The following is a 13,378-nucleotide window of genomic DNA, read 5'->3' on the forward strand; positions in this document are numbered from 1 at the left end:
GATTTACTTTACTTAGGAAAAGAACAGAAACAGCCTGTGAGTGCGATCGCTGCCATACCTAATCAGGACTCACCGCAAGCTGAAAAACTCTTCGCCAACCGTCGGATGAATACCAATTGTGTGATCAAAATGTTGCTTGGTGACACCTGCTTTCATAGCAAGACCAATCATTTGAATCACCTCTGCGGCGCAATTGCCTACCATATGAGCGCCTAGAACTCGGTCTGAGTTGCCATCAACCACTAATTTAATCAAGGTTTGTTGCTCCGATTCACCTATTAAGTTGAATAGTGGTTGAAACTTTTTAGAATAGCAGCGTACAGATTCACCAAATTTTGCAGGGGCTTGAGCTTCTGTTAACCCAACTGTAGCGGCTTCAGGTTGGGAAGCCAATACATGAGGAATAGCTTCATAACTAACTGTGCGAGGACGCTTGCCAAATTCTGTATCGGCGAAAGCGCGACCAGCAGCGATCGCCACTGGAGTCCAATGAGGTCTAGGAGTGCAATCACCAACAGCAAAAATGTTTGCCACAGAAGTACGGCTGTATTCATCTACAACAACCCCCCCTTCATCTACCTTAACCCCTGCATTCTCTAAATCCAGCCTATCTAAATTAGGGACACGATCTGTGATAAAGACAACTGTTTCTACAGTAACTGGCTCACTGTCACCTGATACGATTAAATTCAAACAATTCTGTGCTTGTTCAATTTTTTCAACAGAACTATTGCAGCAAATTCTGATTCCTAATCGAGTCATTTCCTCTTGAATAGTTGTGCGAATATCTTCATCGCAGCCTGGCAGAATTTTGTCTTCAGTTACTATCTGCGTAACCTTTGAGATTAGACCATTCATAATTCCTGCTAGCTTTACAGCAATATGGTTGCTACCAATAATTGCCAGGTGTTCTGGTTGCTGTTTAAGTTGTAGCATTTCAAGAGTGCTGATAGCATATTCAACTCCTGGGATGTTTGGCTTTACATCTTTTCCACCCACTGCAATCAAAATTTTGTCAGCCGTAATCTGCCTTCCTTCGATTTCTAAGGTGTGAACATCTAAGAATTGGGCGTGTCCTTTTAACAGTTCAACCCCTGCTTTTTGTAAATGCTGAGTATGCACCTTACTTAGATGGTTGATTTCACGGTTTCTGGCTGCAATAAACTGGCACCAATCAAAGTTTTTCTGAACTTTTCCCCAGCCGTATTCATCAGCATTTCTAAAAATTTGGGAGAAACTTGCAGCATAGATCATCATTTTTTCTGGAATGCAACCATGAACGACACAAGTACCGCCTACTTGGTCTTGTTCAGCAATTGCCACCCTTGCCCCATAATTAGCAGCCCGTTCTGAGGCAGCAAGTCCTCCCGGTCCTGCGCCAATTACAAAAAGGTCGTAATCAAAGCTCATAATTATTAACCTTGTTTATAAAAATTGCTATGTTTCCTTATATATTTAGCTTTTCGTAGAAAGATGAAATTTGCATGAAATCCTTGTAATCCTAAGTACAAAAAATTAGATATGCATACAGAAATGAAATTAGTATGAAATCCTTATATTTCATTGGTAATAAATACTCGTTAATCCATTAGGTAGAGGTAAATGTACCTCAACATTTTTAAGGTGAGGCTAGAGGAAATTCTGCCTCTGACCTAAGCAATTGGAGATGTAAAAATCATGGCAATACAACAACTTACTTTGAACCAAGTTAATCAAGGGATGCAGGAGTGCATTCAAAACTGCTTAGACTGCCACAGTATCTGCTTGAATACTGTGACATATTGCTTACAAAAAGGTGGCAATCACGCAGAACAATCTCATATTCGACTACTGCTCGACTGTGCTGAAATTTGTGAAACCAGCGCTAATTTTATGCTGCGGACTTCCCAGTTACACGCTCGTACCTGTGGGGTTTGTGCAGAAGTTTGTGAGCGCTGTGCGGAGAATTGCGATCGCATGAGCGATGATGCTCAGATGAAGGCTTGTGCTGATATGTGCCGTCGTTGTGCTGAATCTTGTCGGCAAATGTCAATGGCAACTGCATAAGTCACTCTTTTCGCTGGCTGCTGTAATCGGGTAGTCAGCGAGTGTAAAACCACCACTATGCATACATAAACAGCGATCCAAGTAATTGCATAGGTTTTAATAATGGCTGTACAACAACTTACTTTGAACCAAGAGACATCTCCAAAAACTATCAAAGCATTGCTGTGACTAGCTCATAAGATGCAAGCGCAAGCATCAAATCCGGCGAATATAAATAGACTCGTCCGGAAATTTGCAAAGCAGTCCATATCTGGCTTTGCACAGTGTTAGCATGAAACCAGAACCAACGTCAGAATAAGGCTTTGAGACAGTTACTGATAGCAACTATCTGTAAAAATGTTCATAGCTCAAGCATAAGTGTTCTCCTATTTACAACTTTCATGAAACTGGTAAAATTAGCGCCCCAATTCTTAACCTGACCAATCCACAAATAGTAAGAATTATCTGCTCATAAGTTCGGGAATTCAGAGGAAAACGTTGTTGAGCAATGCGCAAGATTTTTACGAGTCTAATTACGTGTTCGATAAAGATGCGTTGACTGGACAATTTTTTATTTTCTTCTTTTTGCTTTGCTGTTAATTCCCATGCGTCGTGGTTTCTTTTGAGGGGTCGTAATATTTTCTCCTCCAGTATATCCTTTATCTCCTTCAAACATTTGCTTGGATTCAAACTTTTTTTGTTGGTTGCGGAATGCACTTCAGTTAGCAGTCATAATTACCAGAAAAAAACCGTAACAGTAAAAACCACCACTTTGACTAACGCCTGTCTGCTCAAATAGCAAGCAGGTAATTTTTTATGACTAACCCGGAATGGTTACAACCCAACAAACATTTCAGTACAATTCAAACTGGGGATTTATTGAGACAATCAGAAAAATTTCAATTATTGTTTGCGACGAAACGCATTTCTATCAGGGTATATTTGGCGCTCATTTTGCACTACTTAATCGTCGCACTCAACTGATGATGGAGTCTGCTGGTAACGATATTTCTACACTGAGGTACATATTCGCCTCTGCAACAATTAGTAACAGCAGTGAAATCGCCCAAAAGCTATCCAACCCAGTAGAAAAAGACAACCTCACTATCATTGACCAAAGTGGCGCAAAACGATCAGAAATCACTTTCCTCAGCCTCAGACCGCAAAATAGTACTCTTTACCAAACTGCCCAGGTAGCAGCCTTGCTTGTGAGTAAGGGGATAGTTGGAATTTGCTTCTGCGATAGCCGAGAGCTGGTCAAAACTTTAACCAATACCATCCGTAAAGCCCTAGCCGAGATGCAACTACCCCACTTAGGAGAAACCATCTCTGCATTTTATGGAAGTATGAAGCCAAACCAGCGAAACAAAATTATTGCAGATATACAGTCGGGAAAGGTCAAATTCATCGTATCAACTTCTGCCTTAGAAGCTGGGTTAGATATCGGCTGCATCGATGCAACTGTTATACACAGCTATCCAGGCTCAATTCTCGCCTTTCGCCAAAGGGCAGGACGCGCAGGTAGGAAGGAAGCGGGACTATTGGTATTTATCCCGTCAAAGCGGTCAATCATGGACTCTTACTACTCCAAGCATCCGGAACGCTTGTTATCTGACCCTCCAGAAGTTATCAACTTTAACCACAATTATGAAACCATCTTATAACAGCATATTCTCGCCTGCTGCAAAGAAAGTAAGCCGACACTAGCCCAAATTACCCGTCATTTTGGTAGTCTTGGTGATGCGATCGCACGAGAACTAATCGCCGATAACCAACTTATATTTAGCTACAACCAAAGGCTTGCAGTTAACCGAAACCTCGGTTATGTCCACTCAAATATCAAAGTCAGAGGCAATACTGATAGAAATGTCAGTTACATAAATCAAAATAGTGGGGAAGAATTTGAAGAAAGCGCAGCTTCTTCTGCACTACGAGAAGTTTACCCTGGTGCTATATATCCAGCCCAAGATTTCGATGGCAACCCAGTATGGTACAGTTCTCAAGAGCTTAACCTAAACGAAGGAAAAGCTTAGTCAAAAACTCAGAAAAGATATACTTAACAAACAGAAGTATATTTCCAATGAAGAAAAACAACTATTTGAGAGCAATGAAACAGACATTTGCGTTCATACTCTCGCACACCAAGTCATCCTCAGTCTACCACTTGTCGAACATGGGGCAAACAGTCGAGATATCGATTTCATATTAGTGGAGGTAGCATCAAACCATAACATTGTAGGCTATTTCTTCGATACATGTGAACACGGGACGGGAATGTGCGATACCCTTGTCAAATATTTAGAAACTGCTTTTATTCAAGCAAAGTTTCTAGTGGATAATTGCCCCTGTAAATATGGTTGCTCATCTTGTACAACTATCCACCGTTGCCCTGATGATAATAAAGCATTGTTTAAATCAGTCGGGTTATCTCTACTAGAAGAAATCACCAACTTTACACAAACACGCACCATTAATCAATAACAGATATAATCCTACCCTAGTTGGGTAGGATTATTTTTAAGTAACAAAACCACGCACATCGCTTACGCACGAGCTTGATGAAAGTTTGTAGTCATATAGTGATGCACGTAGAGCTATTAGCTGATTCAAGTCAAAATCCCAAACGGTTTAAAATTCTCTATGCACCAACATATCTCCTACTAGAAACAAACTTAAACATAGGAGATTTTGTTGAACATAGCAGCATTGATTTTATTATCAATCATGCTGTCAATCTAGGATATGAGGTCAAAATCTCCCATCCAACAGTTCAAGACAATGAGAAATATCCTCTTCCTCAAGTCAGCGATGAGCTTGCTGATTTGATGATTAATTATCCATCGGATTTAAAGCTACTAACTAATGGAATGGTATTTGAACAAAGGGCATATCTAATGTCTAGAGTTTACCATGAGGTATGCCAAAACATCGAATCAAAAACTCTCCTGAAAGAAGCCGAATATTGGTTGATAAATTATGCACGAGACGTTATTGCTAAAGAGTGCAATTACTTACCAGACATTCTTACCAAACTCGACAATCCAGTTGTTAGGTCAATGACAATAGATACTCTTATGATTTGGCAACCTGACTGGAAAAGAGCTATTTCTGAATATACAGGCAGCAGATTTGAAGCTGGTAACAACGAGTTTGAAGTTATTGGCTACTACCACAATCAAGAAAAAAAGAGTAGGAAGGGAATAATGATATTGTGCAGGGTAACAAAAACTATGAATAATTATCCTGAATTTCCTACATTTCCCTTGAATACAAACTGTACCCTTGGGACTTATCAAGTTGAAAACGCCCTTAACCAAAGGTTGGCTTAAAACATAATCAAAAGCTGAAATATCAACCATGAAAGACCAAACTCTTCCGTCACAACGCATCCAAATTTACATATTTGGTGACAGAGATACATCCAGAACCAAACTTCCAACAGATGCGATCGCACGCCTTAACACTATTATTAATCTGGGGGCAGAAATCCACATCAGTGATGCCAGAGGTACAGACAGATTAGTGCAAGAATATCTCAAACAACAGTGCTATGAGCGCGTAACAGTTTGGCACATACACACGGCAAAAATTCAGAATAATTTGGGGTTTAGAACCAAATCGTTTAAAGGCTCTTACATTGATATGGATAAAGAACTTTGCAATATGTGCCATTACGGACTGGCAATTGGGAATAATTTCTACGTCAACAGAAATATAAAACAAATGGTGGGTAGAGTTCGCATTATTAAAGTAGAACCAGAGCCAACAGAAACGAATATTTGTGGTTTCCCCTAATCAAACGATGGGTAAAAAATAGCTTCAAAACATGAGAGAAGCGGCTGATATTTGCAATTGATAGAACCCAATGGCGTTCACAAAATGTATTTGTAATTAGTTTAATCTAACAAAAAAGAGCAATACCTGTGTACTGGTGATTGTTACCCAAAAGAGGATGTAGTAATTTGGCAGAGCAGAAAAAATTAATTCGTCCACTGTTGCAGTTATTTAAGGGATATCGAATGCTGGTACTGGGAGATAGAGAATTCCACAGTATAAAACTGGCGAATTGGTTACATAGCAAGGGCATTGACTTTGTATTGCGTCAAAAACAAGGTACTTATATTCGGCAAGAAAACCAGTCACATCAACGCTTACAATCTTTGGGATTAACTCCTGGTATCTCCTTCTTCTTAACGGGTATTCAGGCGACTAAACAAAAAGGTTTTGCTAAATTTAATCTCGCCGGATATTACAAACGTAAATATCGTGGAGTTGTTGAACCTGCTGGTTGGTTTTTATTAACTAACCTTGATAATCTTCCAGATGCCATTAAAGCATTTAAGTTGCGGAGTGGCATTGAGGCAATGTTTAAGGATTGCAAGACTGGGGGCTATAATCTCGAATCTACTTAAGAGTAATGGTCAACGCTTGATTGCATTGATTTTATTAATTGCTATTGCCTATACAAGTGCAGTGTTAGTTGGTCGTAATTCCCGCAATATGGGAATGCAAAAATATGTCGGTCGTCTGAAAGAATTAAAGCGATTACACCGCCGACATAGCGCCTTTTGGGTTGGTTTGTATGGTCAATTATGGGTAGGTGCGATGGAATTTTGGGCTAATTTAGCTCAGGAATTGATGCGTTTGAAGCCCGCTAAACTACCCTATTTTCATCAAGGTCTACGGGCTATGGCTCTCATCCAGTCTGCTTTATAGCCTCTTTGTCACCCCTTCAGGGGTGTGAGTGGCGGATACGTTTGTGTTGATGAGGATGGGTATGAGGTTCTCCTGATGGTATTCCTGGGTGATGATTGTGCTGATGATGTTCATCGTGGATGTGTTCGTGTTCATGCCAAAGGTTTGCATGAACGTGTTCATTTTCATCCGCAGGAGGTGAAAGGATGAGTTGTACCACTCCTAGCAACATTAAACCAATCAAACTGCCGTAGAAGAATTCGCCTTCTGCAAAGTTACTTCCCAACCATCCAGCCAGAGGATAGGAAATCCCCCACCACAAGTGACTCCAAGCAAAGTGTGCGCCGTAAACTCGCCCTTGCATAGCAGTGGTAATACGGTCTGCAATCAAAGTTTGGGTAGGTAAATTTACAAAGTTTTGTCCGATACCAGCCACTAACCACAAAACCATTAATATGCTAACAGAGGCATAGTTTGCTGGCAGGAGGGATAAGGTTATCAAAATCGCACCGAACAGCACAAAGGTTGTCCTGTCTAAAGCGTTGACTTATTGCACCAAAAGCGACTGCTGAAAGCGTTGCACCGATACCAAAGGCAGCCATGACCCAGCCATACTCCACATCTCCCAGTTTGAGCGTTCCCTTGACGTAACTGACAGTATTGACCAAAATCTGCGCTCCGGCAATAGATGCTAACAACTGCATGAATAATGCATAGCGGATATATGCATCAGTAAAGAGGCGAGTCGTACAGGCAACAGGCTAATCAGAACCATGCGTATACAGTGGGTTGTAATCAGTATCAGCTTGCGATCCAAACGGTCAGCTAAAGCACCTGCTAAGGGAGATAGCAAGACAAACGCAGTAATCCGCAACGTCAAAGCCAAGGCAAGTACAACTGCACTATTATCTCCAGCTAACTCAAAGGCGAGTAAAGCTAAACCTACCCAGGTGAGGGCATCTCCCAACAAATTGGTGGTTTGAGCTGCATAGAGCCGCGCAAAAATGGGATTTCTCAGGCTGCCAAAGAGATGAAATCTCCTGTTCATGTTCTTAAAGCTAGTTTTTTATTGCTGTTTTTAAAGAGGGGATATTTCTGTATTGTTTATATATTAATATTTTCTATTATATCCCATAGGAGGGTATTTAATTTTCACCTGTCGATACCCAGGTCAGTTGTTTCCACTCTTTTGTTAAGGGCAAGCGAACGATAAAAGTACTACCTTTACCAACTTGGCTTTGCACCTGAATGCTGCCCTCGTGCGTCTGGGCAATTGCTTGAGCGATCGCCAATCCCAATCCAGATCCACCAGTACGACGCGAGCGATCGCTATTGACTCGATAAAAACGGTCAAAAATCGCTTCTTGCTCCTGTGGTGCAATCCCAATACCTGTATCTTGAACTTCAATTACGGCATCACTATTGCTGCGTTTGAGAATGACGGTTATATAACCATCAGCAGGCGTGTATTGAATAGCATTTGCAATTAAATTAGAAAGCAAACGTAAAAGTTGGTCTTCATCTCCCATCACATACAGAGGCTGATGGCACAAAACTGAGGATGTTAATTGCAAAGAAGCTGCACTCGCTAACGCTGAAAACTCTTCTATCAAATCATCAATCAAAACGTTGAGACAACAAGGTAGCCGTTCTATCGACAGAGTGTGCTGTTCCAATCGCGAAAGTAGCAGCAAATCTTGAACTAGTTCCGCCAGTCGATGACTCTGACGTTTAATCGATGCTAGAACATCTCGCGCTTCTTGTTCAGACAGGTGTGACTTATCGAGTATGGTTTCCACCGTTGCATGAATTGCTGCTAGGGGAGTACGCAATTCATGGGAGGCATCAGATGTGAACTGTTGCATTTGTTGATAAGACCTGTCAATTGGTTGCATCGCCAACCCTGCCAGCCACCAACTAGAACCACCAACTAGCAGTACCGTAATTGGTAATCCTAACGCCAAAACTAATTTCAAAGCTGCAAGGCGATTATCTAGTTCTTTGAGAGAGCGCCCTACTTGTATATAGCCCCATACCTGATCTTTAGTATGTAGTGGCAGGGACTTTTGATGGTAACGATTGCCTTGTGCGTCTTTGACTGCTTGCCACACATCTGTTCGCACAATTGGTGGTAATTCGTTGGGCTGAAAACCCGCTACAGCGATTAATCTTCCTGAAGCATCGATAAAACGAATGTAATATTGCTTATCTTTATAGACAGGACTAAAGATGCCGTGTTCAGCAAGGGTGCCTTGGCTGTGTTCAAAGATTTTTTGAGCAGGGCAGGTAGAGTTTATTTGACAAAGATTGGGTAAAACCTGTTGAAAAATCGGCTCTATGCGGCTGGGTTGTTTTAGTGTTGGTTCAATGACATCGTGCAGCGTGCTTGTTATAGACTCTAGTTCCCGGCTGATAGAAATCGAGTAAGCATCAATAATTACTTCATACACAGCAAAACCGCACAGGCTCAAAATTAGACCCATAGCCAGCGCATACCAGGTAGCCAATTGCCAACGGGTTTTATGAAAAAGTCGAATCTGCATTGCTAGGATTAAAACGATAACCCATACTAGGGACAGTTTCGATTAGACTATCACAACCAGATTCCGACAACTTGCGTCGTAAAAGTCTAATTTGAGCAGCTACTACATTACTAACGCGTTCTGCACTAAACGTATACAAATGATTCAGAAGTTGATCGCGAGTAACAAGTGTGTTGGGACGTTTCATGAAGTATTCTAGTAGGTGAAATTCCTTCTTTGTTAAAGAAATTACCCTTTTGTCCCCATTGGGATACTCGCAAGAAAATGTAAAATTACTGTAGTCTAGGATTAGACTACCAACTTGCAACTGTGGAGACTGAAAATGGGGAGAACGTCTCTGCAAAGCCCGCAACCGTGCCAGCAGTTCTGCCATGCCAAATGGCTTTACCAGATAGTCATCTGCTCCTGCATCTAGTCCGGCTACCTTATCTTTCATGCTATCTTTTGCTGTTAGCATCAGTACAGGTAAACAGTTACCACGAACTCGTAACCGCTTGCATAATTCTAAACCTGATATTCCTGGTAGTAACCAATCAAAGATTGCCAGTGTATATTCACTCCAATGAGATTCTAGACAAGTCCAAGCTTCATCACCATCCAAAATCCAGTCAACAATATATCTTTCCTGATTCAGTTTTCGCTGAATTGACGCACCCAAGTCTGTTTCATCCTCAACTAGCAGAACTTTCATAACAAGCCAATATAACTCAAAAATTTGTCCATTAACGTACACGCAGTTGAGCTATACCAACTGGTAATTCAGCATTAATACCAGCGAGAACAGCAGAAACTTTGTACATTTTGTCACCATTTGTTGGTGCTGTTTTTTTGACCTTATTCATATCTATAGTCAAAGTAGTTCCTGGTTCAACTTGTCCAACAAAAACTAATGTAGCTTTTTGACCACTAATAGAAATCTTAGCATCAACTTTTTTATCTAACTGGTCAGATACATCAATATCATCTCTAAGAATTATGTTACTTGGAGCTTGGATAATTAGTTGGGAAATAGCCTTGCTTTGTTGAGGAACTTCTATTTTTAAGGTATGTCTGAGAATTCTCCAGTGGCGAATACCTTGAGGAAATTCCATGAAGCCAATAACATGAGGAGACTTATCAGATTGTAGTGAGGGATTTGCATAAGTACTTGGAACTGAAACTACCATAGTCAAGATGAAAACAGCAGCGTATATTAGTGTTTTATCCATTTCATTCTCGTAACTACTTCACTATGTCAATCAATCATCAAAACATTTTTGGTAAATTGAAGTTACCTCTTAATAGCTTGACAAAGTGAGATGAAAATTGGATGAAATTTTAGCCAGTTAAAGAAATTTTTTCAAAAATAAAAATAAATAAGTAGTATTTAATAGAGCCATAAAGTTTTCGTAAACTCATATTTTTTATAGTCTGGCTCTACATTCAAAGCTCTTTCTAACTTCATTTCAGATGACAACGATATTGGTAAACTCAGATCTTGCACCTCACCGAATAAATCCGCAAAAGGTAAATAAAGAGGGCAAAATATAACAGTGGAAGAAGAACGCCGCTTCAGTACAAAAGAGTTAATAATAAAACTAAAATCAAGCGCAATAATACATAGATAGCTTCAAAAACTACAAGATGCTGGGATGACGTATTCTGCCTCAACAAGAGTGCGATCGCACTTTGATTTGCTTGGTTGGTTCAAAACATGAGAGAAAGGGCGTGAAATGTATTCGTAAGTTAGCAAGACAATGCTTGCCCACGCCCAAGAACTAGTTTATAGCTTGAAAGAATTGATGCCTACCCAATATCAAAAAGATAATCTTGATGCCATGCTGGGATTATTTTTGGAGGCGAAAGGGAACCCCTTACCCGAACACTCTCAAACCAAATCTGCGAGTGCATTGAGTCGTTTTTTAAATATCAATCCTTGGTCAACAAGGGAGATGATTCGTGTAGTTCGTACCCACACATTGCAAACAGTTTTAAAAATGCTATTGTCATCTAGTAAAGGACGTAAACCTTTTTTACAGGTCATTGTTGACCTAACTACTCTAGAAAAACGTGGTAAATTTAAATGCTTTGAGAATTTGATAAAAGTCTATAACGGCAAGTGAGGTTTACATTTAGTTGTAGTTTACTTAGTTGTAGGAAAGTGGCGTATTCCGTGGAGTTTTCGGGTTTGGAGAGGTAAAGGAACTCCATCTCCAGCTACTCTTGGGCTGAAAGAGCGTTAAACGTTTACCGCAATCTTTAACTCAACGCTTCCAGACAATTATTTTGGCTGATACAGCCTTTGGCAGCGTAGAATTCCTTGAGGGTGTGCGTCGTCTGAAATATCATGTTGTTACAGGTGTAGCTATTAGCCGTAAATTAGCAGACGGTAGACTTTTAAGACGTTTACATAAACAAGGGCAACAGGTTTATTTATTTGGTTTAAAGTTTCCTGTTACTGTTTCTTGGTATTACTTAAAACGCGATAATGGCAAACTAGAAAAACGCTTTGTCTTATCTACTCGACCTATTAAAGCTTCTACCCTTAAGTGGTGGGGTAAGCGCCGATGGTGAGCCAGCGCGGTGGACGGGTTCCCCGGCATAAAGCGACTGGCGTAGACGCCGAAGGCGGCTTCTCGAAGAGTACCCGAAGGGCAGCCTTGTTGGATGGTTTAAAACCGCAAAGCATCGTTTCGGTTTGCATCGCTTTGGGCAAGGAACTTTGCTGGGTATGTATCGCTGGCTGATTCTTTCTCTGACTGCTTACCTGATTGCTCGTTGGACTTATCTGCATATTCAGCCTGAATCACCACCTGATTGGGGGCAAGCTGCACAAACAGCAAGAGAATCTATTTTCCCCGAAATAGTTGTGTCTCTTCTTTTACATAATGTTGAACGTCTAACTTCCCTTGCACGTAGTTGTGGTTTTGACATTCAGATTTCCAGGTGCAAGATTTGAGTAAACACTTAAAGAAGCAAGGTACTTGTACTGATATTTTTCCATACATTTAACTAACTATATACTCTCGTAGATTTGTTTGACAACGACGGAGGTAACTGAGTGCTTGTTGTTCTATGTAACGAACTCTCCTCTGACTAATGTTCAACCGTTTAGCCACCTGCGCTAATGTGAGTTCGCAACCATCTTCCAAGCCATAGCGCAGAATTAGGACTTTTTGCTGCTGTGGAGTTAATTCTGTTAATGAAATATGGATATCTTGACGCATAAAATCTTGAGTTATGTAGGTTTCAAGCGAGGCTTCTGGAACTTCTGTTAAAAGTTCCTGCAATTCTGTGTCCTTATTATCGCCCACTTGTTTATCTAACGAGATAGGTTGACGACAGATCATCAAAAGTTCGCGGATTTGGGCAGGGTTTAATTTCATTTTTTCTGCAATTTCAGACACACTGGGACTGCGCCTCAATTTCTGGGATAATTCTCTTTGCACTCTTTTAAGTTTATTCAATTTTTCAGTAATATGAATTGGCAGTCTAATAGTTCGTCCTTGCTAAGATATTGCTCGTGTAATTGCCTGACTAATCCACCAATAAGCATAGGTAGAAAATTTGTAGCCACGTGTGGGATCAAATTTTTCTACACCACGTTCTAAACCTAATGAACCTTCCTGAATCAAATCCATAAACTCTAAATTTCGTCTCTGATATTTTTTAGCGATAGAAACTACTAAACGCAGATTTGCTACAATCATTTTTTGCTTTGCCTGTGCGCCTTGCTGAAATATTTCCTTCACTTTCGTTTCACTAAACTGTAAATATTCAGCTAATTCTTTTTGGGTTGGTTCGTGGTTGAGTTGTTTCTTCAAAGTTTCCTTTTTCTCCTGTAATGCAATCATCTGCTGTACATGTTTGCTATACAAAATCTCTTCCTCATGAGTCAACAATGGTACACGAACTATATCTCGCAGATAACTCCGAACTATATCTGTGGTAAATTTAGTATTTGAAGTTGTTGTGCTGGTGTCGGAAGCTGACATGATTTTAGTATTTATTGACCAAAAAATTTAGATGTAGGTTGAAGTTAAATTTAATTACAAATTAAAATAATTGTAAGCTAATAGCTTTTTTGTGAATTTTTATTTCTTTAACTATTTACTATGATATTTGTTTATTTGAAT

The 13,378-nt window shown here is 40.2% G+C and carries 15 protein-coding genes and 2 pseudogenes; 8 read left to right on the forward strand and 9 right to left on the reverse strand.

The genetic code is table 11. The features are described 5' to 3' along the window. Nucleotides 1-69: 69 nt before the first annotated feature. Nucleotides 70-1,410: a glutathione-disulfide reductase gene (gorA, locus tag UYI_RS0130910; protein ID WP_016870560.1), complete on the reverse strand. Its 1,341-nt coding sequence runs from the start codon at nucleotides 1,408-1,410 to the stop codon at nucleotides 70-72. A gap of 267 nt (nucleotides 1,411-1,677) precedes the next feature. Between gorA and UYI_RS0130915 the strand changes: the two genes are divergently transcribed. Continuing rightward, entirely contained in the window at nucleotides 1,678-2,046 is a 369-nt protein-coding gene (locus UYI_RS0130915) for a four-helix bundle copper-binding protein (protein ID WP_016870561.1), read from the forward strand. A 378-nt stretch (nucleotides 2,047-2,424) separates the two neighbouring features. Here the strand turns inward: UYI_RS0130915 and UYI_RS33810 are convergent, their stop codons facing one another. Then, a complete protein-coding gene (locus UYI_RS33810) occupies nucleotides 2,425-2,742 on the reverse strand; it encodes a transposase family protein (protein WP_235148048.1) in 318 nt (105 codons plus the stop codon). Nucleotides 2,743-2,855: 113 nt separating this feature from the next. Here UYI_RS33810 and UYI_RS39405 point away from each other — a divergent pair, with 113 nt between their 5' ends. The 6 genes from UYI_RS39405 to UYI_RS39420 all read left to right on the forward strand — a co-directional run bounded on the left by UYI_RS39405 (nucleotide 2,856) and on the right by UYI_RS39420 (nucleotide 6,741). Beyond that, entirely contained in the window at nucleotides 2,856-3,689 is an 834-nt protein-coding gene (locus tag UYI_RS39405; protein WP_016870562.1) for a helicase-related protein, read from the forward strand. 529 nt (nucleotides 3,690-4,218) lie between these two features. Next, nucleotides 4,219-4,506, forward strand: coding sequence for a Zn-binding domain-containing protein (locus UYI_RS39410; protein WP_235148055.1), 288 nt, complete (start codon nucleotides 4,219-4,221; stop codon nucleotides 4,504-4,506). Between the two features lie 101 nt (nucleotides 4,507-4,607). After that, nucleotides 4,608-5,354 carry a hypothetical protein gene (locus tag UYI_RS0130935; protein WP_026086285.1) on the forward strand — a complete coding sequence of 249 codons (747 nt, stop codon included), beginning with the start codon at nucleotides 4,608-4,610 and terminating at the stop codon, nucleotides 5,352-5,354. Between the two features lie 28 nt (nucleotides 5,355-5,382). Next, the gene (locus UYI_RS0130940) at nucleotides 5,383-5,820 is read left to right on the forward strand and encodes a hypothetical protein (protein ID WP_016870565.1); all 438 of its coding nucleotides are present in this window, start codon (nucleotides 5,383-5,385) and stop codon (nucleotides 5,818-5,820) included. Nucleotides 5,821-5,987: 167 nt separating this feature from the next. Beyond that, entirely contained in the window at nucleotides 5,988-6,437 is a 450-nt protein-coding gene (locus UYI_RS39415; RefSeq protein ID WP_235148049.1) for a transposase, read from the forward strand. Nucleotides 6,438-6,453: 16 nt separating this feature from the next. Beyond that, nucleotides 6,454-6,741: a hypothetical protein gene (locus UYI_RS39420; RefSeq protein WP_081589282.1), complete on the forward strand. Its 288-nt coding sequence runs from the start codon at nucleotides 6,454-6,456 to the stop codon at nucleotides 6,739-6,741. A gap of 16 nt (nucleotides 6,742-6,757) precedes the next feature. On the opposite strand, the gene UYI_RS40395 is transcribed toward UYI_RS39420, so the two are convergent. The 6 genes from UYI_RS40395 to UYI_RS0130980 form a co-directional block, all read right to left on the reverse strand. Next, the gene (locus UYI_RS40395) at nucleotides 6,758-7,240 is read right to left on the reverse strand and encodes an MFS transporter (protein ID WP_235148050.1); all 483 of its coding nucleotides are present in this window, start codon (nucleotides 7,238-7,240) and stop codon (nucleotides 6,758-6,760) included. Continuing rightward, entirely contained in the window at nucleotides 7,179-7,424 is a 246-nt protein-coding gene (locus UYI_RS40400; protein WP_026086287.1) for a hypothetical protein, read from the reverse strand. Before UYI_RS40400 ends, UYI_RS40395 begins: the two co-directional genes overlap by 62 nt. Then, nucleotides 7,412-7,768: an MFS transporter gene (locus tag UYI_RS40405; protein WP_026086288.1), complete on the reverse strand. Its 357-nt coding sequence runs from the start codon at nucleotides 7,766-7,768 to the stop codon at nucleotides 7,412-7,414. The genes UYI_RS40400 and UYI_RS40405 overlap by 13 nt, the downstream gene beginning before the upstream one ends. 97 nt (nucleotides 7,769-7,865) lie before the next feature. After that, entirely contained in the window at nucleotides 7,866-9,263 is a 1,398-nt protein-coding gene (rppB, locus tag UYI_RS0130970) for a two-component system sensor histidine kinase RppB (protein WP_016870566.1), read from the reverse strand. Beyond that, nucleotides 9,241-9,954 carry a two-component system response regulator RppA gene (gene rppA / locus UYI_RS0130975; protein ID WP_026086289.1) on the reverse strand — a complete coding sequence of 238 codons (714 nt, stop codon included), beginning with the start codon at nucleotides 9,952-9,954 and terminating at the stop codon, nucleotides 9,241-9,243. Before rppA ends, rppB begins: the two co-directional genes overlap by 23 nt. A gap of 31 nt (nucleotides 9,955-9,985) precedes the next feature. Further along, complete coding sequence (locus UYI_RS0130980) at nucleotides 9,986-10,471, reverse strand: DUF2808 domain-containing protein (RefSeq protein ID WP_016870568.1); 486 nt, start codon at nucleotides 10,469-10,471, stop codon at nucleotides 9,986-9,988. Between the two features lie 528 nt (nucleotides 10,472-10,999). Between UYI_RS0130980 and UYI_RS40325 the strand changes: the two are divergent. Next, nucleotides 11,000-12,063, forward strand: a pseudogene (locus UYI_RS40325) (IS701 family transposase); the annotation flags it as partial. Nucleotides 12,064-12,250: 187 nt separating this feature from the next. Here UYI_RS40325 and UYI_RS33835 read toward each other — a convergent pair. Beyond that, nucleotides 12,251-13,237, reverse strand: a pseudogene (locus UYI_RS33835) (RpoD/SigA family RNA polymerase sigma factor). Between the last annotated feature and the right edge of the window lie 141 nt (nucleotides 13,238-13,378).

It is taken from the genome of Fischerella muscicola PCC 7414 (assembly GCF_000317205.1).
Lineage (GTDB): Bacteria > Cyanobacteriota > Cyanobacteriia > Cyanobacteriales > Nostocaceae > Fischerella > Fischerella muscicola.

Bases quoted from the DNA above. Each gene is read 5' to 3' on its own strand.
- rppA (WP_026086289.1), bottom strand. From the start codon at position 9,954: ATGAAAGTTCTGCTAGTTGAGGATGAAACAGACTTGGGTGCGTCAATT.
- UYI_RS39405 (WP_016870562.1), top strand. From the start codon at position 2,856: ATGGTTACAACCCAACAAACATTTCAGTACAATTCAAACTGGGGATTT.
- UYI_RS0130940 (WP_016870565.1), top strand. From the start codon at position 5,383: ATGAAAGACCAAACTCTTCCGTCACAACGCATCCAAATTTACATATTT.
- UYI_RS40405 (WP_026086288.1), bottom strand. From the start codon at position 7,768: ATGAACAGGAGATTTCATCTCTTTGGCAGCCTGAGAAATCCCATTTTT.
- rppB (WP_016870566.1), bottom strand. From the start codon at position 9,263: ATGCAGATTCGACTTTTTCATAAAACCCGTTGGCAATTGGCTACCTGG.
- UYI_RS0130915 (WP_016870561.1), top strand. From the start codon at position 1,678: ATGGCAATACAACAACTTACTTTGAACCAAGTTAATCAAGGGATGCAG.
- gorA (WP_016870560.1), bottom strand. From the start codon at position 1,410: ATGAGCTTTGATTACGACCTTTTTGTAATTGGCGCAGGACCGGGAGGA.
- UYI_RS0130980 (WP_016870568.1), bottom strand. From the start codon at position 10,471: ATGGATAAAACACTAATATACGCTGCTGTTTTCATCTTGACTATGGTA.
- UYI_RS40400 (WP_026086287.1), bottom strand. From the start codon at position 7,424: ATGCAGTTGTTAGCATCTATTGCCGGAGCGCAGATTTTGGTCAATACT.
- UYI_RS0130935 (WP_026086285.1), top strand. From the start codon at position 4,608: ATGCACGTAGAGCTATTAGCTGATTCAAGTCAAAATCCCAAACGGTTT.